Annotated in this window: 23 protein-coding genes; 7 read left to right on the plus strand and 16 right to left on the minus strand. The window is 67.5% G+C overall.

Annotated elements, in window-relative coordinates:
- The first annotated feature begins 13 nt into the window (after positions 1 to 13).
- Complete coding sequence (locus L540_RS19930; protein ID WP_043209592.1) at positions 14 to 946, plus strand: 2-hydroxyacid dehydrogenase; 933 nt, start codon at positions 14 to 16, stop codon at positions 944 to 946.
- 42 nt (positions 947 to 988) lie between these two features.
- Here L540_RS19930 and L540_RS19935 read toward each other — a convergent pair whose 3' ends face one another.
- The 10 genes from L540_RS19935 to L540_RS19980 form a co-directional block, all read right to left on the minus strand.
- Positions 989 to 2,473 (minus strand): aldehyde dehydrogenase, encoded by a 1,485-nt coding sequence (locus L540_RS19935; RefSeq protein ID WP_043209567.1) that lies wholly within the window; start codon positions 2,471 to 2,473, stop codon positions 989 to 991.
- Positions 2,470 to 3,360: a DMT family transporter gene (locus tag L540_RS19940; RefSeq protein WP_043209563.1), complete on the minus strand. Its 891-nt coding sequence runs from the start codon at positions 3,358 to 3,360 to the stop codon at positions 2,470 to 2,472. Before L540_RS19940 ends, L540_RS19935 begins: the two co-directional genes overlap by 4 nt.
- The gene (locus L540_RS19945; protein WP_043209561.1) at positions 3,357 to 4,619 is read right to left on the minus strand and encodes a Zn-dependent hydrolase; all 1,263 of its coding nucleotides are present in this window, start codon (positions 4,617 to 4,619) and stop codon (positions 3,357 to 3,359) included. The genes L540_RS19940 and L540_RS19945 overlap by 4 nt, the downstream gene beginning before the upstream one ends.
- 15 nt (positions 4,620 to 4,634) lie before the next feature.
- Complete coding sequence (locus L540_RS19950) at positions 4,635 to 5,699, minus strand: histone deacetylase family protein (protein WP_043209559.1); 1,065 nt, start codon at positions 5,697 to 5,699, stop codon at positions 4,635 to 4,637.
- 10 nt (positions 5,700 to 5,709) lie between these two features.
- Positions 5,710 to 6,000: a cupin domain-containing protein gene (locus tag L540_RS19955; RefSeq protein ID WP_043209556.1), complete on the minus strand. Its 291-nt coding sequence runs from the start codon at positions 5,998 to 6,000 to the stop codon at positions 5,710 to 5,712.
- 19 nt (positions 6,001 to 6,019) lie between these two features.
- Complete coding sequence (gene gabT / locus L540_RS19960; protein WP_043209554.1) at positions 6,020 to 7,312, minus strand: 4-aminobutyrate--2-oxoglutarate transaminase; 1,293 nt, start codon at positions 7,310 to 7,312, stop codon at positions 6,020 to 6,022.
- A gap of 9 nt (positions 7,313 to 7,321) precedes the next feature.
- Positions 7,322 to 8,962: an ABC transporter ATP-binding protein gene (locus tag L540_RS19965; protein ID WP_043209552.1), complete on the minus strand. Its 1,641-nt coding sequence runs from the start codon at positions 8,960 to 8,962 to the stop codon at positions 7,322 to 7,324.
- Positions 8,963 to 8,972: 10 nt separating this feature from the next.
- Positions 8,973 to 9,812: an ABC transporter permease gene (locus L540_RS19970; protein ID WP_043209549.1), complete on the minus strand. Its 840-nt coding sequence runs from the start codon at positions 9,810 to 9,812 to the stop codon at positions 8,973 to 8,975.
- A complete protein-coding gene (locus L540_RS19975) occupies positions 9,809 to 10,825 on the minus strand; it encodes an ABC transporter permease (protein ID WP_109842579.1) in 1,017 nt (338 codons plus the stop codon). Before L540_RS19975 ends, L540_RS19970 begins: the two co-directional genes overlap by 4 nt.
- 96 nt (positions 10,826 to 10,921) lie before the next feature.
- On the minus strand, positions 10,922 to 12,499 hold the full coding sequence (locus L540_RS19980) for an ABC transporter substrate-binding protein (RefSeq protein ID WP_043209543.1): 1,578 nt from the start codon (positions 12,497 to 12,499) through the stop codon (positions 10,922 to 10,924).
- A 383-nt stretch (positions 12,500 to 12,882) separates the two neighbouring features.
- Between L540_RS19980 and pdxR the strand changes: the two genes are divergently transcribed.
- Complete coding sequence (gene pdxR / locus L540_RS19985) at positions 12,883 to 14,427, plus strand: MocR-like pyridoxine biosynthesis transcription factor PdxR (protein ID WP_043209540.1); 1,545 nt, start codon at positions 12,883 to 12,885, stop codon at positions 14,425 to 14,427.
- 79 nt (positions 14,428 to 14,506) lie between these two features.
- Positions 14,507 to 15,577, plus strand: coding sequence for a tartrate dehydrogenase (locus tag L540_RS19990; protein ID WP_043209539.1), 1,071 nt, complete (start codon positions 14,507 to 14,509; stop codon positions 15,575 to 15,577).
- 37 nt (positions 15,578 to 15,614) lie between these two features.
- Here the strand turns inward: L540_RS19990 and L540_RS19995 are convergent, their stop codons facing one another.
- From L540_RS19995 to L540_RS20015, 5 genes are all read right to left on the minus strand, one after another.
- Entirely contained in the window at positions 15,615 to 17,207 is a 1,593-nt protein-coding gene (locus L540_RS19995) for a DHA2 family efflux MFS transporter permease subunit (protein ID WP_043209537.1), read from the minus strand.
- On the minus strand, positions 17,204 to 18,388 hold the full coding sequence (locus L540_RS20000; RefSeq protein WP_043209535.1) for an HlyD family secretion protein: 1,185 nt from the start codon (positions 18,386 to 18,388) through the stop codon (positions 17,204 to 17,206). Before L540_RS20000 ends, L540_RS19995 begins: the two co-directional genes overlap by 4 nt.
- A 9-nt stretch (positions 18,389 to 18,397) precedes the next feature.
- A complete protein-coding gene (locus tag L540_RS20005; RefSeq protein WP_043209533.1) occupies positions 18,398 to 19,813 on the minus strand; it encodes an efflux transporter outer membrane subunit in 1,416 nt (471 codons plus the stop codon).
- Positions 19,814 to 19,933: 120 nt separating this feature from the next.
- On the minus strand, positions 19,934 to 20,431 hold the full coding sequence (locus L540_RS20010) for a MarR family winged helix-turn-helix transcriptional regulator (RefSeq protein ID WP_043209532.1): 498 nt from the start codon (positions 20,429 to 20,431) through the stop codon (positions 19,934 to 19,936).
- A gap of 52 nt (positions 20,432 to 20,483) precedes the next feature.
- Positions 20,484 to 21,341, minus strand: coding sequence for a DMT family transporter (locus L540_RS20015; protein WP_043209530.1), 858 nt, complete (start codon positions 21,339 to 21,341; stop codon positions 20,484 to 20,486).
- Between the two features lie 112 nt (positions 21,342 to 21,453).
- Between L540_RS20015 and L540_RS20020 the strand changes: the two genes are divergently transcribed.
- Together L540_RS20020 and L540_RS20025 are read left to right on the plus strand one after the other, a co-directional pair.
- Complete coding sequence (locus tag L540_RS20020) at positions 21,454 to 22,404, plus strand: DMT family transporter (protein ID WP_043209528.1); 951 nt, start codon at positions 21,454 to 21,456, stop codon at positions 22,402 to 22,404.
- Positions 22,405 to 22,456: 52 nt separating this feature from the next.
- Positions 22,457 to 23,446, plus strand: coding sequence for a quinone oxidoreductase family protein (locus L540_RS20025; RefSeq protein ID WP_043209526.1), 990 nt, complete (start codon positions 22,457 to 22,459; stop codon positions 23,444 to 23,446).
- A 99-nt stretch (positions 23,447 to 23,545) separates the two neighbouring features.
- Here the strand turns inward: L540_RS20025 and htpX are convergent, their stop codons facing one another.
- Positions 23,546 to 24,427, minus strand: coding sequence for a protease HtpX (gene htpX, locus L540_RS20030; protein ID WP_043209524.1), 882 nt, complete (start codon positions 24,425 to 24,427; stop codon positions 23,546 to 23,548).
- A gap of 164 nt (positions 24,428 to 24,591) precedes the next feature.
- On the opposite strand from htpX, the gene L540_RS20035 reads away from it, so the two are divergent.
- Positions 24,592 to 25,446, plus strand: coding sequence for a DMT family transporter (locus L540_RS20035; protein ID WP_043209522.1), 855 nt, complete (start codon positions 24,592 to 24,594; stop codon positions 25,444 to 25,446).
- A 31-nt stretch (positions 25,447 to 25,477) separates the two neighbouring features.
- Entirely contained in the window at positions 25,478 to 26,326 is an 849-nt protein-coding gene (locus tag L540_RS20040) for a sulfurtransferase (RefSeq protein WP_043209520.1), read from the plus strand.
- Positions 26,327 to 26,459 lie beyond the last annotated feature (133 nt).

Here is a 26,459-nt window from a genome sequence, read left to right on the forward strand (position 1 = left end):
CGCCGAGTCCACCGTGAAGATCATTTTTTCCTCCAGCCACGAAATCGAACCCGCCGAATGGCTCCAGCCCCTGGCCGAGGCCGTGCCGGGCGCCGAGGTCGTGATGTGGCATGAAGACCTGCCGGCGCAGGATGCGGAGATCGCTGTGGTCTGGGGACCGCCGGCCGGCCTGTTCGAGCGCGAGCGCAAGCTGCGGGTGGCCTTCAACCTGGGGGCGGGCGTGGACGCCTTGTTCCGTTTGCCGACGCTGCCGGCCGACCTGCCCATCGTCCGTCTCGAGGACGCCGGCATGGCGGTGCAGATGGCCGAGTACGCCGCGCATGCGCTGGTGCGCGCCAGCCGCCAGTTCGATCAATACGAAAGCCTGCAGCGGGAAGGCCGCTGGCAGCCCCTGCCCGAGTTGGACCGCGGCCTATGGCCGGTCGGTGTGCTGGGCATGGGCGTGATGGGCGCGCGCGTGGCCAGCAGCCTGGCCGGCCTGGACTATCCGGTGGCCGGCTGGTCGCGCAGCGGCAATGCGCCCGAGGGCGTACAGGCCTTCGGCGGACGCGATGCGCTGGATGCCTTTCTGCGCCGCACGCGGGTGCTCATCAATACCCTGCCCCTGACCGACGACACGCGCGACCTGCTGTGCCGCGAGACGCTGTCCAAGCTGCTGCCGGGCGCCTATCTCATCAATATGGGCCGCGGCGCCCATCTGGTCGAGGAAGACCTGCTGGCGCTGCTCGACAGCGGCCATATGGCCGGCGCCACGCTGGACGTGTTCCGCACCGAGCCGCTGCCGGCCGGCCATCCCTTCTGGACGCATCCGCGCGTGACCATCACCCCCCACGTGGCGGCCCTGAGCCTGCGCCGCGAGACCATTGCCCAGGTCGCGGGCAAGATCCGCGCCTATCTGCGCGGCGAACCGCTGTCGGGCACGGTGTCGCGCGAGCGCGGTTATTGACGCGGGGGAGGCCCCCCGCGCCGGCCGCCTCGCGGCGGCCGTTCAGAGCTTGAACCAGGTGGACTTGATCGCGGTGTATTTCTCCAGCGCGTGCAAGGACTTGTCGCGGCCGAAGCCGGATTGCTTGACGCCGCCGAAGGGCACGCTGACATCGCCGTCGAAATAGCAGTTCACCCAGACCAGGCCGGCGCGCAGCTGGCGCGAGACGCGGTGAGCGCGCGACAAGTCGGCGGTCCACAGGCCCGAGCCCAGGCCGTATTCAGAGCGGTTGGCCAGGGCCAGCACTTCTTCCTCGGTCTCGAATTGCGTGACCGCCAGCACGGGGCCGAAGATTTCTTCCTTGATGATGGTCAGGTCGGGTGTGGCGCACTCGAAGATGGTGGGCTCGACGTAGTAGCCGCCCGTTTCGCCGCGCACCCGCTTGCCGCCCACGCGCAGGCGTGCGCCTTCGCGGCTGCCGGCCTCGACGTATTGCATCACGCGGGCCAGCTGCCGTTCGTCGACGATGGCGCCCATCATCGAGGACGGGTCCAGCGGGTTGCCCGGCTGCATCTTGGCGGCCCAGGCCTCGACCTTCTCCATGAAGGCTTCGTAGATGGCCTTGTGCACGTACAGCCGCGAGCCGGCGATGCAGACTTCCCCCTGGTTGTTGAAAATGCCCACGGCGGCGGCCAGCGCGGCGCGGTCCAGGTCCGGGCAGTCGTCAAAGATGATGTGGGGCGATTTGCCGCCGCACTCCAGCCAGACCTGCTTGAGGTTGGACTGGCCCGAGTACTCCATGAAGCGCTTGCCGGTGGCGGTCGAACCGGTGAAGGCCAGGCAGTCCACGTCCATGTGCAGGCCCAGCGCGCGGCCGGCGACCGGACCGGTGCCGGGCGTGACGTTGAACACGCCCGGCGGGATGCCGGCGGCTTCGGCCAGTTCGGCCAGTTTCAGGGCCGTGAGCGAAGATTGTTCGGCCGGCTTGAGGATGACGCTGTTGCCGGCGGCCAGCGCGGGCGCGACTTTCCAGCTGGCCATCAGCAGCGGGTAGTTCCAGGGCACGACGGCGGCGACCACGCCCAGCGGCTCGCGGGTGATGGTGGCCAGCGAATCGCCATCGGTGGGGGCGATTTCGTCGTACAGCTTGTCGATGGCTTCGGCATACCAGGCATAGGTCGTGGCCGATTCCGGGATGTCGAAAGCCAGGGTGTCCGAGATGGGCTTGCCCATGTCCAGCGTTTCGATGAGCGCCAGCTCCTCGCTGTTGTCGCGGATCAACTGGGCCAGCTTCAGTAGTCTGGCCTTGCGCTCGCGGCGCGGCAGGCGCGACCACACGCCCTCCTCGAAGGCGCGGCGGGCGGCGGCCACGGCGCGGTCGATGTCGGCCGCCGAGCAGCTGGCCACTTGCGTCAGACGCTCGCCGGTGGCCGGATTGATGGCGTCGATGGGCGTCTCGCCGCCCTCGACCCATTGTCCGTCGATATAAGCCTTGTTTTGCAGGCGCACCGATTGGGCGCGCGCCTGCCAATGCGCGAGTGTCGTCATGAGGGTCTCCTGGGCGCGGCGCGCCGGGTCACGAGGAATACGCCGGCGCCCACGATGAGCGCCATGCCGGCGACGGCCAGGCCGTCGGGCGGGCGATTGAACAGAAAGGTGCTGAAGGCCATGGCCATCAACAGGTGGCAGTAGTTCAGGGGCGCCAGCGTCGAGGCCTCGACGCGCTGGAAGGCCGCGATCAGCAGGATCTGGGCCACCCCGTTGCACACGCCCATGGCGATGATGAAGAGCCAGTCGGCCGCGTCCGGCCAGGGGTCGGGCAGGAAAAACGGCGCGGGCAGCGCCGTCATCGCCAGGCAGACAAAGGCCGTATAGGCGTACTGCACATGGCTCGCGACCTTGCCGGCGAGCTTGCGGGTCAGCACTTGGAAGACGGCATAGGCAAGCGCCGATATCGCCATCAGCGCCGTGCCCAGCGCCGGCAGGTTGCCGCCGGGGCGCACGATAAGCAGCATGCCCGCGAAGCCGGCCGCCACGGCCAGCCATTGCGCCCGGCCGACCTTCTCGCCCAGCAGCCAGGGCGAGAGCGCGACCACGATGAGCGGCGAGGTGAAGTAGATGGCCGTGGCTTCGGACAAGGGCATCCAGATGAGCGCCGTCATGAAGCAGGTGCCCACCGTGCCCAGGGCCAGGCCGCGCGCCAGCAGCAGGCGCTTGGCGGGCTGGCGCGACCAGCGGGGCGCGCCGCCCCGGCTGGCCAGCAGGAACAGCGCGATGGTGGCCACCGCGCCATAGCGCATGATGTTGAGAAAGGGCGCGGGGTAATAGGCCAGCATATGCTTGGAGGCCGCGTCGAAGCTCGCCAGGGCGACGAGCGCGGCCAGGAAGCAGAGAATGCCGGCGGCGCGCGATGGCGCCGCCTTGACGGTGTTCATGGCTTGGCGATCCCCGCATGGCTGAGCATGGCGCCCAGGAGCACGTTGGCGCCAGCCTCCAGGTGCTCGGGCTTGGCGTCCTCGACCTCGTTGTGGCTGATGCCGTCCTTGCAGGGCACGAAGATCATGGCCGTGGGCGTGACCGTGGCGACGTAGACGGCGTCGTGGCCGGCGCCGGTGACGATGTCCATCTCCGACAGGCCGCGGGCCCGCGCCTGCTCGCGCACCGCCTCGATGAGCTCGGGGGCGAAGGGCGTGGGCGGGAAGTGCTGCACGTCCTGCAGGTCCACTTGCACCGGATAGCCGGCCAGCTCGCCCCGGGCCAGGGCCTGGCAGGCCTGGCGCAGCCGGGCGTCCATCTCGGCCAGCTTTTCGGCGTTCTCATGGCGCAGGTCGGCCGTGAAAGAGACTTTTCCGGGGATGACGTTGCGCGAGGAGGGGTAGACGTTGGCCACGCCCACCGTGCCGCGTCCCTGCGGCGCGTAGTCCAGCGCGATGCGGATGACTTCCTGCATGAGATGGGTGGCGGCGTACAGGGCGTCGCGGCGCAGCGGCATGGGCGTGGGGCCGGCGTGGGCCTCCATGCCGGTCACGGTGATGTCGTACCAGCGCAGGCCCAGCGAGCCCGTCACCACGCCGATCATCTTGTCTTCGGCCTCCAGGATGGGGCCCTGTTCGATATGCGCCTCGAAGTATTTGCCCAGTTTGCGCTGGCCGACGGGTTCGCTGCCGGCATAGCCGATGCGGGCGAGCTCGTCGCGCACCGACTTGCCGTCTAGGTCGCGGGCCGACAGGGCGGTCTCCAGCGGGAAGACATTGCAGAAGACGCCCGAACCCATCATGACCGGCACGAAGCGCGTGCCTTCTTCATTGGTCCAGATGACCAGCTCCAGCGGGGCTTCGGTCTGGATGCCGCGCTCTTGCAGCGTGCGCATGACTTCCAGCCCGGCCATGACGCCGAAGCAGCCGTCGAATTTGCCGCCCGTGGGCTGGGTATCGATATGGCTGCCCGTCGCCACCGACAGCTTGGACGGATCGGCGCCGGGACGCCGGCCGAAGATGTTGCCCACCTGGTCGACGGTGATTTCCAGGCCGGCTTCCCGCATCCAGCCCACCACCAGGTCGCGTCCCTGGCCGTCCAGTTCGGTCAGGGCCAGACGGCAGTTGCCGCCTTTTTCCGTGGCGCCGATGCGCGCCAGCTCCATCAGGGATTGCCACAGACGCTGGCCATTGATCGAAATATCGGAAATCGTGCTCATGATCTACTCCTGTGTTCAAACGGTGGCCGGCGACAGGCCCTGCAGAAAGGCGTCGAGCGCCGGCCCGATGCTCTCCACCATATAGCCGCCTTCCTGGACGACCACAGTGGGCAGCGCCAGCGACTGGATGCGCTCGCCGATGTGGCGATAGGCGTCCAGGTCGAGCTTGAGCACGCTGATGGGATCGTCCTTGTAGGTGTCAAAGCCCAGGGCCAGCACCAGGGCCTGGGGGCGATAGTCGCGCAGGGCCACCAGGGCGCTGTCCAGGGTCTGCAGGAAGACGTCGTTGTTGGCGCCGTGCGGCAGCGGGAAATTGAGGTTGTAGCCGTGGCCGCTGCCATAGCCGCGCTCATGGGCGTAGCCGGTGTAGAAGGGGTAGTAGCCGGTCGGGTCGGCGTGCAGCGACAGCGTCATCACGTCGGCGCGCTGATAGAAGATGTTTTGGGTGCCGTCGCCGTGGTGCGCATCCACGTCCAGCACGGCCACGCGCTTCCAGGTCTGGGTCAGGCGCTGGGCGGCCGCCGCGCTGCTGTTCAGATAGCAGAAACCGCCGGCGCGGTCGCGGTGGGCGTGATGGCCGGAGGGGCGGCACAGGGCGTAGGCCGTGCCCGCGTGCTGGCGCACCCAGTCGGCGGCGGCCACGGCATTGTGCGTGGAGCGCAGCGCGGCGCGCCAGGTATGCGGGCCGATGGGGCAGGACAGGTCGCTCAGGTAGTAGCCGGTCTGCGCCACGATGGAGGTCGAGGGGCAGGGCGGACGGGCCGGCAGTTCATGGCGTCCGCTGTAGTAGGGCGACAGATTGGGCAGGACCTCGGGGCCGGGATCCAGGCCCTGGTCGCGCAGCGCCTGCCAGCGCTCATAGGCGTGTTCCAGATAATCGAGATAGGCTTCGCTGTGCACGCCGGCCAGCGGTTCGCGGCCGAAGTCGGGCGGCGTCTCGACGCCGACGCCGCGCGATTGCAGCAAGGCGCGCAGCGTCTCGGCGCGCGCCGGCACATCGGTCGGGGCGCTGATGCGGCCCAGCCGCATGAATTGCCGCGGCAGGTGTTGCAGTTGTTCTTCGGAAAAAAAAGCCTTCATGGTCGTCCTCTCAGGCCTTCTTGATTTCGATCTCGACGAACACGAACTCCGTGTCGTTGGGGTTGATGACGTTGTGCTCCACGCCGATCTGCCGGCTATAGGCCACGCCGGTGGTCAGCTGGCTCTCGCGCGGGCCGTCCGGCGTTTCCAGCAGCAGCTTGCCGGTGGTCTGCGGCACGACGACGTAGTGCATGCCATGGCGATGCCAGCCGGTTTCGCCGCCGGGCGGAAACCGCCATTCGGTCACGGTGACGTGTTCGTTGTCGATCTGTACGGTGGGGATGGCCGCAGGACGTTGCATAGGGGTCTCCATGGTCTTGTCAGGGGGCGGGCTGGCCGCGCAGGGCCCGGCCCAGGATGTCCAGCGCTTCGTCCATCAGCGCGTCGCTGATGGTGAGCGGAAAGAGAAAACGGATCACATTGCCTTCGGCGCCGCAGGTCAGCAGCAGCAGGCCGCTCTCCAGCGCCAGGGCCTGGATGCGGCGGGCAAAGCCCGGGCTGGGCGCATGCGAGCCGGGCTGGTTGAATTCGGCCGCCACCATGGCGCCCAGGGCGCGCACTTCGGCCAGTTCGGGCACCTCGGGAGCCAGTTCGCGCAGCTTGCCGGCCAGGCGTTCGCCCAGCTGCCGGCCGCGCGCGAGCAGGTCTTCTTCGTCGATGACGCGCAGCACTTCCAGGGCCGCGGCCACGGCCAGCGGATGGCCGGCGTAAGTGCCGCCCAGGCCGCCCGGCGCGGGCGCGTCCATGACCTCGGCGCGGCCGCAGACCGCCGACAGGGGAAAGCCGCCAGCCAGGCTCTTGGCCATGACGATGAGGTCGGGCGCCACGCCATAGTGCTCCATGGCGAAGATGCGGCCGCTGCGGCCAAAACCGGTCTGGACTTCGTCGGCGATCAGCAGGATGCCGTAGTCGTCGCATAGCGCGCGCAGGGCGCGCATGAACTCCGGCGGACAGATATTGAAGCCGCCTTCGCCCTGCACCGGCTCGATGATGAAGGCCGCCACGCTGCGCGGATCGACCACCGTCTTGAACAGAGCCCGGATGCCGGCCAGCGCGTCCTCGCTGGTGATGCCGTGCAGGGCGTTGGGGTAGGGGGCGTGATAGATGTCGGCCGGGAAGGGGCCGAAGCCCAGCTTGTAGGGCACGACCTTGCCGGTCAGCGCCATGCCCAGCAGGGTGCGGCCGTGGAAGGCGGAGCCGAAGGCGATGATGCCGGGCCGCCGGGTGGCCGAGCGCGCGATCTTGACCGCGTTCTCGACCGCTTCGGCCCCGGTGGTGAACAGCGCGGTCTTCTTGCGGAAATCCCCGGGCGCGCGGGCATTGATCTGCTCGGCCAGCTCGACATAGCTGGTGTAGGGCACGATCTGGTAGGCCGTATGCGTGAAGCGCGCCATCTGGGCCTGCACGGCGTCCATCACCCGGGGGTGGCGGTGCCCGGTATTGAGCACCGCGATGCCGCCGGCGAAATCTATGTAGCGCCGGCCCTCCAGGTCCCAGACCTCGCCGTTGTCGGCGCGGTCCGCATAGAAACTGCACATGACGCCCACGCCCCTGGGCGTGGCGGCGGCCCGGCGCGCGTTCCAGTCCTCGGGCTTATCGCTCTGGTCGTTCATGGTCCGGACTCATGAGGTCTGTGCCTGCGTCGGGTCCCAGTGCTGGCCCGGCACGGCGGCGATCAGCTGCTGGGTATAGGGGTTCTGCGGCCGGTCGAAGATCTGCGCCGGGCTGCCATGTTCCACCACCTTGCCCCGGTGCATGACCAGCACGGCGTTGCAGATCTGCGCCGCCACGCGCAGGTCGTGGGTGATGAAGATCAGCGCGATGCGCAGCTTCTGCTGCAGCTCGTGCAGCAGCTGCAGCACCTGGGCCTGCACGGACACGTCCAGCGCCGAGACCGACTCGTCGGCCACCAGCACCGTGGGTTCCAGCGCCAGGGCGCGCGCGATGCCGATGCGCTGGCGCTGGCCGCCGGAGAACTGATTGGGGTAGCGGTCAAAGGCCGAGGGGTCCAGGCCCACCAGGGTGAGCAGTTCGCGCGTGCGCGTGTCGGCCTCGGCGCGCGGCGTGCCATTGGCCACCGGTCCGTCGCTGATGATGCGGCCCACCGTCTGCCTCGGGTTGAGCGAGGCAAAGGGGTCCTGGAAGATCATCTGGATGTCCTTGCGTATCGGGCGGAACTGGCTTTCGGTCAGGCCGGCGATGTCGCGGCCGTTGAAGATCAGTTCGCCGCCGTCGATGCCGATGAGCTTGAGCAGGCATTTGCCTATGGTCGATTTGCCCGATCCGGATTCGCCCACGATGCCCAGCGTCTCGCCGCGCCGAACCTCGAAGCTCACGCCGTCCACGGCGTTGACCACGCGCTTGCGCCCGAACCAGCCGCCATGGCCGGTGAAATAGGTTTTCTTCAGATTGCGCACCTGGAGCACGGGCTGGTCCCGGCTGGCGGTTTCGCGCTCCTGGGCGCGCCGGTGCGGCACGGCGGCGATCAGCCGGCGCGTATAGGGATGGCGCGGCCGGTTCAGCACCTGTTCGGCCGGGCCTTCCTCGACCAGGATGCCTTTTTCCATGACCGCGACCCGGTGGGCGATCTCGGCCACCACGCCGAAGTCGTGGGTGACGAACATCACGCCCATGCCTTTTTCTTTCTGGATGCGGGCGATCAGGGCCAGGATCTGCGCCTGGGTGGTGACATCCAGCGCGGTGGTCGGTTCGTCGGCGATCAGGAAGGCGGGCTCCAGGGCCAGCGCCATGGCGATCATGACGCGCTGTCGCTGGCCGCCCGACAGGCGGAAGGGGTAGACATGGTAGAGCGTGGCCGGATCGGGCAGGCCGACGAAGTCCAGCAGCTCCAGCACGCGGCGCTGGCGCGCCGGGCCCGGATAGGCGTTATGCACCCGCATGACTTCGCCGATCTGTTCGCCGACGGTCATCAAGGGGTTCAGGGCCGACAGCGGCTCCTGGAAGATCATCGCCATGTCCTTGCCGCGCATGGACAGCAGGGCGTCCTCGCTCTGCGTCAGCAAGTCCTTGCCCTTGAACAGGATCTGCCCGCCTTGCGGTTTCAGATAGTCGGGCAGCAGGCCCATGATGGCGTTGGCGCTCATGGACTTTCCCGACCCGGACTCGCCCACGATGCACAGGATCTCGCCGGCGCGGATGTCGTAGGAGATATCCTGCACGGCGTAGGGCCGGTCGCCGCCCGCGGGCAGGGCGATGGTCAGGTTGCGCACGGACAAGAGCGGCGCGTTGTGTTCGGTCGTCATGCCGGTCTCCTTATTCGCCGCGCTTGCGCAGTTGGGGGTTGAGGGCGTCGTTGAGCCCTTCGCCGATCAGGTTGATGGCCAGCACGGTCAGCAGGATGGCCACGCCGGGCCAGACGCTCATCCACCATGCCTCGCGGATCATGGTGCGCGCCGCGCCGATCATGAAGCCCCAGCTCATCATGTTGCGGTCGCCCAGTCCCAGGAAGGACAGCGAGGATTCCGTCAGGATGGCCGTGGCCACCATGAAGGAAGCCGACACGATGATGGGCGACATGGCATTGGGCAGGATCTGCGAGCAGACGATGCGGCCCGGCGTCTGGCCGATGACGATGGCCGCCTGCACGAACTCGCGCTGCTTGAGGGTCATGAATTCCGAGCGCACCAGGCGCGCGGCCGGCGGCCAGGACACCACGGCGATGGCGCCCATGATGGAATACACCGAAGGCCCCAGCACCGCCACCAGCACCACGGCCATGGCCAACTGCGGGATGGTCTGGAAAAACTCGGTGAAGCGCATCAGGGCGTCGTCGATGCGCCCGCCGCAATAGCCGGCCACGGCGCCGACCAGGATGCCGAACAGCAGGGCCACGCCGGTCGACAGCAGGCCCACCATGAGCGAGACGCGCGCGCCCCATACCAGGCCGGCGGTGATGTCGCGCCCCAGCATGTCGGTGCCGAAGGGATAGGCGGGATCCGAAAAGGGCGGGATCAGGGGCGTGGCCACCATCATCCAGGGCGAGTCTTCATAGAGCAGGGGCGCGGCCAGGGCGACGAGGACGACGGCGGCCACGATAAGCAGGCCGGCGACCGCGCCGTAGTTGCGCATATAGCGTTTGATAAAGCCTTTCATGCTGCCGCTCCTTGCTTGCCGCCGGCGGCGATGCGGGGATCGATCAAGCGGTAGATCACGTCGGTGATGAGGTTGAACACGACGACCATGATGGAGGTGACCAGGAAGATGCCCAGCAGCAGCTGGTAGTCGCGCTGCAGCAGGGCATCGAACATCAGCCGGCCGATGCCCGGCCAGGCGAAGACGGTTTCGGTGAGCACGGCGCCGCCGGCCATCTGGCCGAGCTGGATGCCGGCAAAGGTGATGACGGGCAGCAGCGCATTGCGCAGCACGTGGGCGCGGATCACCCGGTTGGGCGATACGCCCTTGGCGCGCGCGGTCTTGACGAAGTCCATGCCGATCACCTCAAGCATGGAGGCGCGCGTCAGGCGCACATAGACGGCCATGAAGAAGCAGCCCAGCGTGACCGTGGGCAGGATCAGGTGCTGGGTGATGTCCCAGGCGCGGGCCAGGCCGGTCAGGTTGGAGCCGACCGTCTCCATGCCGAAGGCGGGCAGCCAGCCCAGCATGACCGAGAACAGCAGGATGCCCATGAGCGACAGCCAGAACAGCGGCGTGGCATAGAGCAACAGGGCGCCGGTCATGACGCTGCTGTCTATCCAGCGGCGCTTGTTGGCATAGCGCGAGCGCGCGGCCACCACGCCCAGCAGCACGCCCAGGATGATGGAGAACAGGAAGGCGCAGACCATCAGCAGGAAGGTGGCGGGCAGGCGCTCGACGATGAGGTCCAGCACCGGCACGTGATTGCGGTAGGAAAAGCCCAGGTCGAGCTGGACCACGCCCTTCAGGTAGAGGCCCAGCTGGGTCAGCACCGGCTTGTCCAGGCCGAACTGGGTGCGCAGCTGTTCGACATAGGCGGCGTCGCCCGCGCCGGCCTGGCCGGCCAGCACGGCCGCCGGATCGCCGGGCGCCAGCCGGATCAGGAAGAAATTGATGATCACCACGCCGAGCACGACCACCAGGGCCTTGCTCAAGCGCGAGGCGAAGAAAGACAGGAATTTCATGTGAAGCATCTCCAGGCAACGGCGCGGGCCGTTCTGAGGGATCAAGCCCGGGGCGGCCCGCGGGCGGCCCCGGCCTGCCGCGGCCCGGGCCGCGGCAGAACCTACTTACTTCTGCTCGATATAGACGTCGTCAAAGCTCTCGTTCAGGCCGATGGCGGTCTTCACGAGGTTCTTGACCTTGGCGCGGTAGAGCGTGGGGAACTCCATGTCCACCAGATAGCCGTTGGCCACTTCGTTGACCAGCGTGGTCTGCAGCTGGGTGTAGAGCGCCTGGCGCTTGGCCGGATCGACTTCGGAGGCCGCCTCGGCCCACCACTTGTCGGTCTCGGGATTGCTGTAGCCCTGCACGTTGGCAAAGGGCGAGCCCTTCACGATGTTGGAGCTGACGTACAGGCGTTGCACGCCCAGCGCCGGATCGCCGTACTGGTAGGTGTAGTTGGTGGTCAGGTCGAAGTCCCAGTTGCCGGTGCGCGACGCCCAGCCGCCGGCGTCGGTGGATTCGATCTGCACCTTGAAGCCCAACTGCTCCAGCGACTGCTTGGTGTATTCGGCCAGGCGGTCCCAGGTCGAGCCATAGGGGAAGGACAGCTGCCGGATGGTGTAGTCCTGCGGCTTGATGCCCGATTCCTTGATCAGCTCGCGCGCCTTCTTCATGTCGAAGGGCATGGCCGGCATGTTCTTGTCGTAGAACATCTCGGTCGTCACGAAGGGGCTGGTCGAGACCTTGCCCAGGCCGAAGAAGATGTTGTCCACGACCAGCTTGCGGTTCATGGCGGCCATCACGGCCTGACGCACCTTGAGGTTGTCAAAGGGCGGCTTGCGCATGTTGAAGATCAGGTAGGCCTGCGGCGAGAACATCTCCCAGCCCTGGGTGGTGTACTCCGTATTGGGCAGGGCGCGCAGGCGCTTGACGTCCACGTTGTCGACATCGCCGCCGCGCAGCACATCCACGCTGCCGCGCTCATAGGCCACCGCGCGCGAGGCCGCGTCGGGGATCACATTGAAGATGATCTCGTCCAGGTAGGGCTTGCCCGGCTTCCAGTACTCCGGGTTGCGCGCCAGCTTGATGTATTCGCCGCGCTTCCATTCCTTGAACATGAAGGGGCCGGTGCCGACGGGTTTCTGGTTGGCCGGGTTCGTGGCGTAGTCGGTGCCCTCATAGATGTGCTTGGGCATCATGGGCGCAAAGCCGGGCTCGAACATCAGCATGAAGGCCGGGAAGGGCGATTTCAGCGAGATCTTGACCGTCTTGTCGTCGATCTTCTCGACCTTGTCGATGAACTTGGTCAGGATGACGCGGGCGCGGGCGTGCACCTTGGGCAGCAGCTCGGTGAGCGAGAACACCACGTCGTCGGCCGAGAAGGGCTTGCCATCGTGCCACTTGACGTTTTCCTGCAGATGGAAGGTGTACGACAGGCCGTCCGGGCTGGCTTCCCAGGACTTGGCCAGACCCGGCTGGGGCTTGAGGTCGAAGGAATAGGTCAGCAGGCTTTCATAGATCTTGCCGGCGACGAACTGCGTGGGGCCTTGCTGGTTCAGGGCCGGAATCAGGATGGGCGGCTCGGGCTGCACGATCATGCTGAGCGTGCCGCCCTTGGTCTGTGCCCAGGCCGCGCCCATGGGCAGGGCGGCGGCCAGGGCGAGCGCGCAAGCGGAGAGTTTGATGGCGTGTTTCAGTTTCACTGCAGGCCTCCCGGCTGTCTTGAGATGAATGGGCACGGCGCGCTTGAGGATTCAAGCAGGCTCCGTGCCAGGGCGGATTGGTTGGCCGGCCGGCGCGGATGGCGCCTGCCGGTTGCTGCGTTGCGGTGCTGGAACTGCCCGCCGCGCACCGCGGCGGCGTTGAGTTCAGGCGGCGGGCCGTGAGGGCCGCCGCTGTCGGCGCGGTCGGTAAACCGGCGCTGGGCGAAATTCCCCCGCCTTCATGGGTCCGGTCTGGACCTGTATTTTGTCCGGCTGCAAGTTTTTCCCCTTGGCATTTATGTGGACGTCGTTTTGAAGCAGCAGCGTATCGAATATTTGGTACTCTCAATAGATCCAAATTGATTCGAGTTTCTGGTGCCACTTTGAAAGAGCTGATTCTTTCCGAGCGTCTGCTGCAGCGCCTGGAGCGGCGCGGCGCCGTTGCGCTGTCCCGGCAGATCTGCGACACGCTGCGCGGGCTGATCCTGGCCGGCGAGCTGCCGGCCGGCACCAAGCTGCCGGCCACCCGGGCGCTGGCCAGCGACACCGGGTTATCCCGTAATACCGTATTGCACGCCTACGACCAGCTGCTGGCCGAGGGGTATCTGATCTCGGCCTTCGGAAGTGGTACCTTTGTTTCGGATACCGTGCCGGCGCCACAAGAGCCCCTGCCGGGCCTGCCGGCCGATGCGCCGGCCAGCCCCTTCCTGCTGTCGCGGCGCGGCAGCAAGCTGGTGCAGGATGCCTCGGCCTCGGATCGGCAATGGGGGGCCTTTGTTTCCGGCGTGCCGGATGTGTCGGCCTTTCCGCGCGCGGTCTGGAACCGGCTCCTGAACCGGCGCTGGCGCCAGCAGACGCCGGAACTGCTGACCTACGCCAGCGGCTCGGGCTATATGCCGCTGCGGCAAGCGCTGGCCGAGCATCTGCGCCTGGCGCGCTCCGTGCGCTGCGAGCCCGACCAGATCGTCATCACCACCGGCATCCACCAGTCCATCAGCCTGCTGGCGCGCCTGCTGGGCGACACCGGCAATACCGCCTGGATGGAAGATCCGGGTTATTGGGGCTCGCGCTCCACCCTGGTGGCCTGCGGCATCACCCCGGTGCCCGTGCCGGTCGATGAAGAGGGCATGGCGCCCAGCGCCGAACAGATGCGGGAGCCGCCGCGCTTTATCTTCGTGACGCCCTCGCACCAATATCCGCTGGGCATGGTCATGAGCCTGGCGCGGCGCCGCATGCTGCTGGAGTACGCCCACAAGCGCGGCGCCTGGATCGTCGAGGACGACTACGACAGCGAGTTCCGCTTCGACGGCCGGCCCATCGGTTCGCTGCAGGGCCTGGACGCGCATGACCGGGTGCTCTACCTGGGCACGTTCTCCAAGACCCTGTTCCCGGGTTTCCGCATGGGTTATATGGTGCTGCCCAGGCGGCTGGCGCCGCACTTCGCCACGGGCCTGTCGGAGTTGTATCGCGAGGGCCGGCTCATGGACCAGGCGGTGCTGGCCGACTTTATCGAGGGTGGCCATTACGCCAGCCACATCCGCCGCATGAAGCAGCGCTACGCCGCCCGCCAGGCCGTGCTGCGCGGCGCCATCGCGCGGCATTTCGGCGCCGACTGGCCGGTGTCCACCCACGAGGCGGGCCTGCACCTGGTCTTGCACCTGCCCGAGGGCACCGACGACCTGGGGATCTCCATCGCCGCGCGTACGCTGGGGCTGACGGCCCGGCCCTTGTCGCGCTACTACGCGGACGAACGCCGGGCCCGGCCCGGTCTGCTGCTGGGCTATGCCTGCGTGCCGGAAGAGGAGCTGGGGCCGGCCTTCGACCGCCTGACCCAGGTCATCACCCCCGCCCTGGAGCATGTGCAGCGCTCGCAGGGCGCGGCGGTCCACAGCGACCGCCTGAACGAGCAGGCCTGGAGCGGCGCCTGAAGACTGGCCGCGGCCGGCGCGCTGCCTATATGATGCGCGGAAGGCGCGCCGTGGCGGCGCGCCGTCTTGGAGACTTCGGGTGGCAGGAAAGACACATAAAATCGCCGTGATTCCCGGCGACGGCATAGGCAAGGAAGTCGTGCCGGAAGGGCTGCGCGTGCTGGACGCGGCGGCCACGCGCTTTGGCATCGGCTTCCAGTGGGATCATTTTGATTGGAGCTGCGACTACTACGCCAAGCACGGCAAGATGATGCCGGACGACTGGGCGCGGCAGATCGGCGGGCATGAGGCCATTTTCTTCGGCGCCATCGGCTGGCCGGCCGCCGTGCCCGACCATGAGGCGCTGTGGGGCTCGCTGTTCCGCTTCCGGCGGGATTTCGACCAATACATCAACCTGCGTCCGGTGCGGCTGATGCCGGGCGTGCCCTCGCCGCTGGCCAACCGCCAGCCTGGCGAGATCGATTTCTATATCGTCCGCGAAAATACCGAGGGCGAGTATTCCAACAGCGGCGGCCGCCTGTTCGCGGGCACCGAGCGCGAGGTGGTGATCCAGGAGAGCGTCTTTACGCGCGTGGGCGCCGACCGGGTGCTCAAGTTCGCCTTCGAGCTGGCGCGCAAGCGCGGCAAGCACCTGACCGCGGCGACCAAGTCCAACGGCATTTCGATCTCCATGCCCTGGTGGGATGAGCGCGTGGCCGATATCGCCACGCAGTATCCGGACGTGCGCTGGGACAAGTACCACATCGACATCCTGTGCGCGCACTTTGTGCAGCATCCGGACTGGTTCGATGTGGTGGTGGCCTCGAATCTGTTCGGCGACATTCTTTCCGATCTCGGGCCGGCCTGCACCGGCACCATCGGCATCGCGCCTTCGGCCAACCTCAATCCCGAGCGCAAATTCCCCTCGCTGTTCGAGCCCGTCCATGGCTCGGCGCCGGACATCTATGGCAAGGGCATCGCCAACCCCATCGGGCAGATCTGGAGCGGGGCGCTGATGCTGGATTTCCTGGGGTATTCGCAGGCCGCCCAGGCCGTGGTCTCGGCCATCGAGACGGTGTTGGCCGAAGGGCCGCGCACGCCGGACATGAAGGGCCAGGCCAAGACGGCCGACGTGGGCCGCGCGATCGCGGAGATCGTCGCCCGGGCCTGAGGCGACAAGGCCCGCCCCGCAAAGGGCGGGCCCGGCTTCAGTGCGCGCCGGCCGCGGCCTCGGCCGCGCCGTCGTCCTTGCCCTTGCCGCTGGAGGACTTGGGGCGGGCGAACCACACCGTGCCGATGAGCAGCACGAAGATGATGGCCGAGGCATAGAAGACATCGACCGCGGCCATGGTGTAGGCCTGAGTGTTGACCAGCCCGTCGATCACGGTAAGCGATTGCTGCGGGTTCAGGCCCAGGCTGCCCTGCAGGGTGCCTTGCACCTGGTCGAAGGCCTGCTGGCCCGGCTTGGCCACTTCCGTCAGCTGCGCGTGGTGCAGCGTCGCGCGGTTGTCCCACAGCGTGGTGGCGATCGAGGTCCCGAAGGCGCCCGCCGTCAGGCGCGCGAAGTTCGACAGCCCCGAGGCGGCCGGAATGCGGCCAGGCTCCAGGCCGGACAGCGTGATCGAGGTGAGCGGCACGAAGAACATGGCCATGGCCGCGCCCTGGATGATGGTCGGTATCATCAGCGTGCGCACATCGGTCTGGGTGTTGAAGCCCGACCGCATGAAGCACACCAGGGCGAAGATCATGAAGGCCACGGTCACGAGCTGGCGCGGATCGCGGGTGGCCAGCAGCTTGCCGACCACCGGCGTGAGCAGGATGGCGAGTATGCCCACCGGCGCGGTCACCATGCCGGCGTAGGTGGCGGTATAGCCCATATTGCTCTGTAGCCATAGCGGCAGCAGCACCACATTGCCGAAGAAGACGCCGTAGGCCGTGGCCAGGGTCAGCGCGCCGACCGTGAAGTTGCGTTCCTTGAACAGCCTGAGATCGACCACCGGATGCGCGTCGGTGAGTTCCCAGATCAGGAAGAAGACAAAGGCGACGAAAGCCACGGCGGCCAGGCCGATGATGGTCGGGCTGGCGAACCAGTCCAGCTCCTTGCCCTTGTCCAGCATGATCTGCAGCGAGCCCACCCAGACCACCAGCAGGAGCAGGCCGATCTTGTCGATGGGCAGCTTGCGCGTGAGCGATTCGCGGTCGCGGAAGATGCGCCAGCTGATCCAGGCCGCCAGCAGGCCCACCGGCACATTGATATAGAAAATCCAGGGCCAGGTGTAGTTATCCGAAATCCATCCCCCCAGCAAGGGGCCGGCCACCGGCGCCACCAGTGTGGTCATGGACCAGACCGCCAGCGCCATCCCGGCTTTTTCGCGCGGAAAGGCGCCCAGCATCAAGGCCTGCGACAGCGGGATCATGGGGCCGGCCACCAGGCCCTGCAGCACGCGGAAAGCGATCAGGGCCTCCAGCGTGGGCGAGAAGCCGCACAGCCAGGAGGCCAGCACGAAGAGCAGGGTGGAGGTCACGAAGAGGCGGACCTGCCCGAAGCGCTGGGTCAACCAGCCCGTCAAGGGCACCGTGATGGCGTTGGCGACCGCGAACGAAGTGATCACCCAGGTGCCCTGGCTGCTGCTCACGCCGAGGTCTCCCGAGATGGTCGGGATGGACACGTTGGCGATGGAGGTGTCCAGCACGTTCATGAACACCGCGGTCGACAGCGCGATCGAGCCGATGATGCGGGTCGCGCCTTCCAGGGGCGGGTAGGGCCCGCCCGTCGGCGCCTTGCGGGCTTGCTCGCTCATGATTGCAGATTGTCTTTGATGATCTTGGCGATGAGGGCGTCGACCTCGTCATGCGCCGGCTCGAAGGCGCGGGTGGACCAGGCCGGCTCGGCGCGCGCCGCCGTCAGCGCCTGGCCCTCGTCCTTGCCGACATCGACTTCGACGTCCATGGACAGGCCGATGCGCAGCGGATGCTTCTTGAGGTCCTCGGGGTCCAGCGTGATGCGCACCGGCACGCGCTGCACCACCTTGATCCAGTTGCCGGTGGCGTTCTGCGCCGGCAGCAGGGCAAAGGCGCTGCCGGTGCCGGCGTCCAGGCCGACCACCTTGCCGTGGTACTTGACCGAGCCGCCATACATATCGGCCGTCATCGTCACCGGCTGGCCCTCGCGCATATGGCGCAGCTGGCCTTCCTTGAAGTTGGCCTCCACCCAGATCTGGTCCAGCGGCACCACGTTCATCAGCACCGAGCCGGGCGCCACGCGCTGGCCGACCTGCACGCTGCGCCGGGCAACCATGCCGCCGACCGGCGCGGGCAGCACGGTGCGCGAGCTGGCCAGCCAGGCGTTGCGCAGGTCCGCGGCGGCCCGGCGCACGTCGGGGTGGTTCTCCACCGTCGTGCCCTGGGTCAGGGCCAGATTGGTGGCCCGCTTGGCCTGGGCCGAGGCCAGCGCGGCGCGGGCCTGGGCCAGGCCGGCCTGGGCGGTCTTCAGCGTGGTTTCGGCGTGCAGGATTTCTTCGCCGCTCACGCCGCCGGAGGCGGCCAGCGCCTGGCGGCGCTTGAGATCGCTCTGGGCGCGGTTCAGGTCGGCCTGGGCGCGGCCGATGTCGGCCTGCCGGACTTCGACGTCGGCGGCCAGGCTGTCGTTCTGCACATAGAGCGTGCGGACCTGGCGCACGGTCTGCGCCAGCCGCGCCTCGGCCTGCTGCAGGGCGACATCGGTGTCGGCCGGATCCAGGCGCACCAGGGGCTGGCCGGCCTTGACCATCTCGGTGTCGTCGGCTTCGATGGCCACCACGGTGCCGGGCACCTGGGGCGTGATCTGCACCAGGTTGCCGTGCACATAGGCGTCATCCGTGCTCTCGAAATGCGAGCCGAAAAGCGCCCACCAGGCGCCGTAGCCCAGGGCCAGGACGATGAAGGCGCCGGTTGCGATCAACAGCAGGCGCTTGCGTGCGGGATGGGTAGTGGGGGAGGTCATGGCAAGCGATCAGTGAGTATGGGAAGGTTGGGCGTCCGCGGCGGGGACATAGCCGCCGCCCAGCGCATAGGCCAGGTCGGCATCGAGCTGATAGGCGCGGTACTGGAGATCCGTCTGCAGCCGGGACTGGGCCAGCACGCCGTCCTGCGCCAGCAGCACCGACAGATAATTGCCCAGGCCGTTGCGGTAGCGCTTGACGGCCAGGTCGTAGGCCGCTTCGATGGCGTCGTGCGCCTGCGCGCGCTCGGTCTTCTCGCGGTCGATCAGGCGCAGGGCTTCCAGCGCATCGCCCACCTGCTGGATGGCGGTCAGCACCGTCTGGTTGTAGTCGGACACCGCCAGGTCGGCATCGGCGCGGCGGCCGGCCAGGTTGGCGTTCAGCTCGCCGCCATGGAAGATGGGCAAGGTGATGGCGGGCCCGACCCCGGCCGTGCGGCTGAAACTGTCGAACAGCATATTGGTGCCCAGGGCCTGCAGGCCGGCGAAGGCCACGATGTTCACATTGGGGTAGAACTCGGCCTTGGCGCTGTCGATCTGGTGGCGCGCGGCTTCGGCGCGCCAGCGGGCGGCCACCACGTCGGGGCGGTGGCCCAGCAGTTCCAGCGGCAGGGCCTGCGGCAGCACGCCATCGGGCGCTTTCAGGGTCACCGGCGCCAGCGACTGCATTTGCGCGGGGCTGGACGCGGTCAGGGCGGCCAGCTGGTTGCGCAACTGGGCGATGGTGGTCTCGACCTGGGTCAGTTCCACCCGCGCGGCGGCGGCGGCCGATTCGGCCTGCTTGACCTCGACCTCGGTGTCCAGGCCCGCCTGCCGGCGCCCCTGGGTCAGCTTGCGCACATCATCGCGCTGCGCGATGACGCGCCCGATCACCTCGTGCTGGGCGAAGGCGTTCTGCAGATTGAGATAGCTGCGCACCACCGAGCGGGCCAGCAGGTTGCGCGCGGCCTGGGCATCGGCGTCGGCGGCGTCGCGCTGGGAGACCGCGGCCTTCAGGCGCGAACGGTTCTTGCCCCAGAAGTCCAGCTCATAGCTGAAGTCCAGCGCCAGCCGGTTGTCGGAGGCCACCGATCCGCCCAAGGGGGCCGGGTAGACGTAATTGCCCGACATATGCTCGCGGGTCAGCGTGTAATTGGCGTCCACGCGCGGCATGAGCGGCGCGCGCGCGCCGGCCACGGCCGCATTGGCCTGCGCCAGGCGGGCCTGCGCCGCCGTCAGCGAGGGATTGTTCGCCAGGGCGGCGTCGACCAGGCGGTCCAGTTGCGGGTCGCCATAGCGCTGCCACCACTGGGTGGCGGGCCAGGCGGTCTTTGCGTCGGCCAGGCCCAGGCGGGCCGGCTCCAGCTCGGCCACTGGCTGGGGGGCCGGTTCCATCAGCGCGCAGCCCGCCAGGGCCAGGACCAATGCGGTGGAAAGTAGGCGTTTCATCCTGACAATTTGCTGAAAGTTATTGATTGGTCTGTTATTGACTAGGCAGTAATTAAATCGCAGCAAGGCCTGTTTTGCGCGAACAACCCGATTACGAGCGGGGTTAACGGCGCGCGGGCCTCAGGCGCTGCCCTGGGGCGAGCCGTTGGCCAGCATGCGGATGAGCAGATGGCGCAACTGGCGCACCTCTTCGGGACTGAAACCGCGCAAATGGGTGTTGAGCGCCTTGGCGATATAGGTGGGGATCTCGCGCGCCTTGGCCAGGCCCGTCTCGGTCAGCTCCAGCTTGACCACGCGGCGGTCCTCGCAGCTGCGGGCGCGGCGCAGCAGGCCTTTGCTCTCCAGCCTGTCCAGGGTGCGGGTCATGGCGCCGGCGTCCACGCCGATGATGCGCGCCAGCTCGGCCGAGGTATCGGCGCGGCCGCGCTCCAGGAGCGCCAGCGGGCGCCACTGCATGGCCGTCAGGTCCAGCGGAGCCATCTCCTGGTCCAGCATGCGGTTGAGCGACTGGTGCACCAGCTTGATCAGAAAGCCGCAATTGTCCTCGCTCATCGCGATCTTGTCGGCGCGGTAATGGACGTTGCTGGGGGCGGCGGGGTCAGGCTTGGATGAACTCATGAGGCAGGATTTTACTGCCTAGGCAATCATTGTCAAGACTGGGTATCCGGCCTCAGTGGGCGGCCTTGCGCAGGCCCGACCAGACGATGGCCGCCACGATGAGGGCGGCGCCGGCCAGCATGCGCAGGCTGGGCTGCTGGGCGAACAGCGCCCAGGCGAAGCCGATGGCGTAGACCGGTTCCAGCGCGATCACCAGGCCGGCGCTGCGCGCGTTGAGCCGGGTCAGCGAGGAGACGAAGAGGTAGTGCGACAGGCCGGTGCAGAAAATGCCCAGCAGCCCCAGCCACAGCCAGTCCAGGGCGGCCAGGGTCGGCAGCTGGCCGACCGCGAAGGGCAGCACGATGAGGGAAACGATGGCGTTTTGCCAGCAAGCCACCTGCATGGGGTCCATGCCGGAAGCGGCGCGGCGGTTGGTCAGGGCCAGCAGGGCGAAGGACAGGCCCGACAGCAGTCCCCAGGCCAGACCCACCGTGCCCTGGTCGGCGAAATCGAAGGACGGCGTGACCAGCACCAGGCCGGCGGTGACCAGCGCCAGCACCAGCCATTCGGCCATGCGCACTTTTTCGCGGAACAGCAGGCCTTCAAACAGCGTGATGAAGGCCGGGAAACTGGCGAAACCCAGCGTGGCGATGGCGATGCCGCCGACCTTGACCGAAATAAAGAAGGTCACCCAATGCACGGCCAGCAAGGCGCCCGCGATCACCAGGACGAACAACTGGGCCGGGGTGAGCATGCCCAGCAGCGGACGGCGCTGGATACGGGCAAAGACGGCCAGGGAGGCCACCGCGAACAGGGCGCGGCCCAGCGTGATGACGGCCGCGCTGGCCTGGATGAGTTCGCCAAAGACGCCGGTCAGGCCGAAGAGCACGGCGGCAAAATGGATATAGACAAGGGCTCGCTGGCGGGTCATGGTGTGTCGGCGAAGAGTCGATTGAGCCGGTTTTCTGGCCGGGATCGATGGCGCGCGCCAAAATTCGCGGGGCGGGCGCGCGTTAGGCGCGGGGGCAAACTAAAATCATCGCATGAATCGCATTTCCGAGCATTTTGCCGCCTCCCGCCAGACGCAGATCCTGGCGGGCTATTTTTTGGCCGGGCTGGGCGCCATCCTGTTTTCCGCCAAGGCGGTCGTGGTCAAGTTCACCTATCGATACGGCATCGACGCGGTGACGCTGATCGCTTTCCGCATGCTGTTCGCCATGCCGTTTTTCGCCGCCGTCGCCTGGTGGGAGTCGCGCCGCGCGGCGCGCGGCCAGATCGTGACGCTGACAGCCAAGGAAAGAATCCAGATCTGCGTGCTCGGGCTTATCGGTTATTACCTGTCGAGTTTTCTCGATTTTCTCGGGCTGCGCTATGTGAGCGCCAGCCTGGAGCGCCTGATTCTATTCCTGTCGCCCTCGCTGGTGGTGCTGCTGTCGGCCTGGTGGCTCAAGCGGCCGATCACGCGGCGCCAGCTGTGGGCCATGATCCTCTCCTACGCGGGCGTCGTGCTGGTCTTCGCCCATGATCTTTCGGAGACCGGCGGCGGTTCCGATGTCGTCAAAGGGTCTTTGTTCGTCTTCGCCTCGGCCCTGAGCTATTCTGTTTACCTGATTTGCTCCGGGGAGCTGGTCAAGCGGGTGGGCGCGACGCGGTTGGTGGCCTATGCCATGCTGGTGTCCTGCGTGGCCTGCGTGATCCAGTTCTTCGTGGTGCATCCGCCGTCGGTGTTGCTGCAACCCGCCGGCGTCTACGGTTATTCCCTGATCCACGCCACCCTCAACACGGTGCTGCCCGTCTTCATGATGATGTGGGCGGTCGCGCTGGTGGGGGCGCCCACGGCCTCGCTGCTGGGCATGCTGGGACCGGTCTCGGTGCTGTTCCTGGCAGCCTGGCTGCTGTCCGAACCCATCACGGTCTGGCAGCTGGCCGGCACGGCGCTGGTGCTGGCAGGGGTTTTTGTGCTGACCGGCAGGCGCCCCGCCAGGGCGGGCTAGCGCGGCCGGCAAGTGGTTTTGCTTTATCGTCAAATTCAGAAAGGAGGCCAGAATGGCCAGCAAGCTCGTCAAGGCGGTCCGTATTGAACAGCACGGCGGCCCCGAGGTCCTGAAGGTCGTGGAGGTGGAGGTCCCGCCGCCCGCCGCCAATGAAGTCACCATCCGCCAGCATGCCGCCGGCTTGAACTTCATCGACATCTATTACCGCACCGGCCTGTATCCCCATCCCCTGCCGCACGGCCTGGGGTTCGAGGGCGCCGGGGTGGTCGAGGCGGTCGGCGCCGGGGTCGGGCACCTGAAGGTGGGCGATCGCGTGGCCTATGGCCAAAGCCCGCTGGGCGCTTATGCGCAGGCGCGCAATGTGCCGGCTGCGCAAGTCGTCAAGCTGCCCAAGGGCGTGAGCTTCGAAGAAGCCGCCGCCCTGATGCTCAAGGGCCTGACGGTCCAGTACCTGTTCCGCCAGACCTACCGCCTGCAGGGCGGCGAGACCATTCTGTTCCACGCGGCCGCCGGCGGCGTGGGCCTGATCGCCTGCCAATGGGCCAAGGCCCTGGGCGTCAAGCTGATCGGCACGGTCTCCAGCCCCGAGAAGGCCGAACTGGCCCGCGCCAACGGCGCCTGGGAAACCATCGACTACTCGCGCGAGAACGTGGCCGAACGCCTGCTCGAACTGACCGGCGGCAAGAAGGTGCCCGTGGTCTATGACGGCGTGGGCAAGGACACCTGGGAGACCTCGCTGGACTGCATCGAGCCGCGCGGCCTGATGGTGAGCTTCGGCAATGCCTCCGGTCCCGTCACGGGCGTGAACCTCGGCATCCTGAACCAGAAGGGCTGCCTGTATGTGACCCGCCCCTCGCTGGCCGTGCACGTCAACACGCCCGAAAAGCTCAAGGCCGCCGCCGACGAGCTCTTCGGCCTGGTGCAGAAGAAGAAAATCAAGGTTCGTATCGACCAGCGCTACAGCCTGGAGCGGGCTGGCGAGGCCCAGGCCGCCCTGGCCGGCCGCAAGACCACCGGCGCCACGATTCTCACGCTGGATTGAGCGGCTCGTCCCGAGCCATGGGCAGGGGCTAGCCGCCCCGGCCGCCAAAAGAAGAACCCGGCCTGCGGCCGGGTTCTTTTGCTTGGGGCAGGCGCGTTTTCAGGACACGCGCATCTGCTGCAGGGCCGCGATCCGGGCGGGGATGGGCGGGTGCGAGGAGAACAGCGCCGAAATCGCGCCGCCGCCGGCAATGCCCGAGGCCTGGAAGGACTTGGGCAGCTCGCCGGGCTCCACGCCGCCCAGGCGGGCCAGGGCATGGATCATGGGCTCGCGCGCGCCCAGCAGCTGGGCCGAGCCGGCGTCGGCGCGGTATTCGCGCTGGCGCGAGAACCAGGCCACGATGATGGAGGCCAGCACGCCGAACACGATCTCACAGACGATCACGGTGATGTAGAAGCCCGGCCCGGTGCCGCGCTCGGTGCGGAAGATGGTGCGGTCGACGAAATAACCGACCACGCGCGCCAGGAAGACCACGAAGGTGTTGACCACGCCCTGGATCAGGGTGAGGGTGACCATGTCGCCGTTGGCGACGTGGGCGACTTCGTGGCCCAGCACGGCGGCGACTTCTTCTTCGCTCATGCTTTCGAGCAGGCCGGTGGACACGGCCACCAGGGCGTCGTTCTTGAAGGCGCCCGTGGCGAAGGCATTGGGCGCGCCGTCATAGATGGCGACCTCGGGGCGGCCGATGCCGGCGCGGTCGGCCAGCTGGTAGACGGTGTCCAGCAGCCAGGCTTCGCGCTGGTTGCGCGGGGCGTTCGGGTCGATGACCTGCGCCCCGGTGCTGAACTTGGCCATGGGCTTGCTGATCAGCAGCGAAATAATGGAGCCCGTGAAGCCCACGACGACGGAGAACACGAGCAGGGCGTTGACATTCAGGCCCTGAGCCGTGATGTAGCGATCCAGGCCGAGGATGCGCAAAGTGGCGGACAGCACCAGCATCACGGCCAGGTTGGTGATCAGGAACAGGATGACACGTTTCATTCGATTGGGTTTCCTCTGCGAGCGGGAAAACGATTTTTAGGCCCCGATTTGACCAGCCCCGTGCTGGTCGGTTCCCCGAGGGGCGCCCGGCGGCGGCGCGGGATGGGGAGTATAGTATCGCTTTCCCCAATATTCCTTCTGGTTTTTCCTTACGTCAGGCTCCCATGCAGGCACTCTGGATGTTGTTGGCATCTGCCATGTTCGCCATCATGGGGTCGTTCGTGAAGCTATCGACCGAACACGGCGCCTCCCTGGCCCAGGTCGTCCTGTTTCGCGGGCTGCCGTCCATCATCCTGCTGCTGATCTGGGCCCGCGCCGCGCGCCAATCCATCGTGCCCAATTCCTGGCGCCTGCATGTCTGGCGCAATCTGTCGGGCGTGACGTCGATGTGGCTGGGCTTTTATGCCATCTCCCACCTGCCGCTGGCCACGGCCACCAGCCTGAATTACACCGCGCCGCTGTTCATCGCCTGCTGGATGCTGGGCTGGGGCGGGGCGCAGCGCGACCTGGTGCGCGTTGTGGCCGTGGTGCTGGGTTTTCTGGGCGTGATCGCCGTGCTGCGGCCCAGCATCAATGACGACCAATGGCTGGCCGCGCTGCTGGGACTGTTGGCCGGCGCCTTGTCGGCCATCGCCATGATGCAGATCCGCCAGCTGGGGCGCGTGGGCGAGCCGGAGTGGCGCACGGTGCTGTTCTTCTCGCTGGCCGTATGCCTGAGCAGCGTGGTCGGACTGGCCCTGCAAGGTTGGGGCAGCGCCGATCTGATGGGATACTTCGCCCTGGTGGGCGTGGGCACCGCCGGCCTGTTCGGCCAGCTCGCCATGACGCGCGCCTTCGGGCACGGTTCGGCCCTGCTGACCGCGGCGCTGCAATACACCACGATTATTTTCGCCGCCTTCATCGGCGTGGGCGTCTGGGGCGACATGCTCGACAGCCTGGCCTGGGCCGGCATGGGCCTGATCATCGCCGCGGGCCTGCTGTCGGTTTGGCGTACCATGCGGGATCCGGCGCAGGGCTGATGTTCTGCGGCCTGTTGTAGAGGAAGCCTCCATGACCAAGACCTTGATTTCCGTCGCCGACCTGGCCGCCCGGCTGGGCGAGCCCGATTTGCGGATTTTCGATGTGCGCCACGACCTGACGGACCACGCCGTCGGCCCGCGCGCCTACGAGCAGGCGCATATCCCGGGCGCGCGCTACCTGAACCACGAAACCGAGCTGTCCGCCGCGCGCACCGGCAAGAATGGCCGCCATCCCCTGCCGGACCGCGATCTTGTCGCCGGCCTGATGGCCGCGCATGGCATCAAGCCCGCCACGCTGGTGGTGGCCTATGACGCCAGCGGCGGCATGTACGCCGCCCACCTGTGGTGGATGCTGCGCTGGATAGGCCATGAGCGCGTGGTCGTGCTCGATGGCGGCTGGCAGGCCTGGACGGCCGCCGGCCAGCCCACCGAAAGCGGCGCCGCGGCGTCCCTGGCGCCCCTGCCCGGCGTGAAGGCGGCCGAGCCCCTGGCCGGCGTCGTGGATGCCCAGGCCGTGCTGCAGAACATCCCCAAGCAGGTTTTTACCGTGATCGACGCGCGCGCGGCCAACCGCTATCGCGGCGAGGTCGAGCCCATGGACCCGGTCGCCGGGCATATTCCCGGCGCCCTGAACCGGCCCAATGTCGAAAACCTGGGCCCCGAGGGGCGCTTCAAGGATGCCGCGCAGCTGCGCGCCGAATTCAGCGCCCTTCTGGAGGGCCGGGACCCGCAAGCCATCGTGCATCAATGTGGTTCGGGCATCACCGCTTGCCACAATCTGCTGTCCATGGAGATTGCCGGCCTGGGCGGTTCGCGCCTGTATCCGGGCTCCTGGAGCGAGTGGTGCGCCGATCCCGCGCGGCCCGTCGCCAAGGGCTGACGCCCGCGCCATGGCCCGGAGGGGCCGGGCCGACAAACCCCTGGCGTTTGCCAGGGGTTTTTCTTTTGCCCCGCCGTCAGAAGGCCCAGCGGGCGTTCAAGGTGACGGTGTGTTGCTGCGATCGGGAGGCGAA

This window comes from Bordetella pseudohinzii, from assembly GCF_000657795.2.
GTDB lineage: Bacteria > Pseudomonadota > Gammaproteobacteria > Burkholderiales > Burkholderiaceae_B > Bordetella > Bordetella pseudohinzii.

What these genes read in the sequence shown, in the direction of transcription:
- L540_RS19940 (WP_043209563.1), bottom strand. Translation starts at nt 3,360, where the DNA reads ATGAACACCGTCAAGGCGGCGCCATCGCGCGCCGCCGGCATTCTCTGC.
- L540_RS19975 (WP_109842579.1), bottom strand. Translation starts at nt 10,825, where the DNA reads ATGCTTCACATGAAATTCCTGTCTTTCTTCGCCTCGCGCTTGAGCAAG.
- L540_RS19970 (WP_043209549.1), bottom strand. Translation starts at nt 9,812, where the DNA reads ATGAAAGGCTTTATCAAACGCTATATGCGCAACTACGGCGCGGTCGCC.
- L540_RS20020 (WP_043209528.1), top strand. Translation starts at nt 21,454, where the DNA reads ATGAATCGCATTTCCGAGCATTTTGCCGCCTCCCGCCAGACGCAGATC.
- L540_RS19995 (WP_043209537.1), bottom strand. Translation starts at nt 17,207, where the DNA reads ATGAGCGAGCAAGCCCGCAAGGCGCCGACGGGCGGGCCCTACCCGCCC.
- L540_RS20005 (WP_043209533.1), bottom strand. Translation starts at nt 19,813, where the DNA reads ATGAAACGCCTACTTTCCACCGCATTGGTCCTGGCCCTGGCGGGCTGC.
- L540_RS19950 (WP_043209559.1), bottom strand. Translation starts at nt 5,699, where the DNA reads ATGAAGGCTTTTTTTTCCGAAGAACAACTGCAACACCTGCCGCGGCAA.
- L540_RS20035 (WP_043209522.1), top strand. Translation starts at nt 24,592, where the DNA reads ATGCAGGCACTCTGGATGTTGTTGGCATCTGCCATGTTCGCCATCATG.
- gabT (WP_043209554.1), bottom strand. Translation starts at nt 7,312, where the DNA reads ATGAACGACCAGAGCGATAAGCCCGAGGACTGGAACGCGCGCCGGGCC.
- L540_RS19955 (WP_043209556.1), bottom strand. Translation starts at nt 6,000, where the DNA reads ATGCAACGTCCTGCGGCCATCCCCACCGTACAGATCGACAACGAACAC.
- L540_RS19945 (WP_043209561.1), bottom strand. Translation starts at nt 4,619, where the DNA reads ATGAGCACGATTTCCGATATTTCGATCAATGGCCAGCGTCTGTGGCAA.
- L540_RS20015 (WP_043209530.1), bottom strand. Translation starts at nt 21,341, where the DNA reads ATGACCCGCCAGCGAGCCCTTGTCTATATCCATTTTGCCGCCGTGCTC.
- L540_RS20040 (WP_043209520.1), top strand. Translation starts at nt 25,478, where the DNA reads ATGACCAAGACCTTGATTTCCGTCGCCGACCTGGCCGCCCGGCTGGGC.
- htpX (WP_043209524.1), bottom strand. Translation starts at nt 24,427, where the DNA reads ATGAAACGTGTCATCCTGTTCCTGATCACCAACCTGGCCGTGATGCTG.
- L540_RS20025 (WP_043209526.1), top strand. Translation starts at nt 22,457, where the DNA reads ATGGCCAGCAAGCTCGTCAAGGCGGTCCGTATTGAACAGCACGGCGGC.
- L540_RS19965 (WP_043209552.1), bottom strand. Translation starts at nt 8,962, where the DNA reads ATGACGACCGAACACAACGCGCCGCTCTTGTCCGTGCGCAACCTGACC.
- L540_RS20010 (WP_043209532.1), bottom strand. Translation starts at nt 20,431, where the DNA reads ATGAGTTCATCCAAGCCTGACCCCGCCGCCCCCAGCAACGTCCATTAC.
- L540_RS19935 (WP_043209567.1), bottom strand. Translation starts at nt 2,473, where the DNA reads ATGACGACACTCGCGCATTGGCAGGCGCGCGCCCAATCGGTGCGCCTG.
- L540_RS20000 (WP_043209535.1), bottom strand. Translation starts at nt 18,388, where the DNA reads ATGACCTCCCCCACTACCCATCCCGCACGCAAGCGCCTGCTGTTGATC.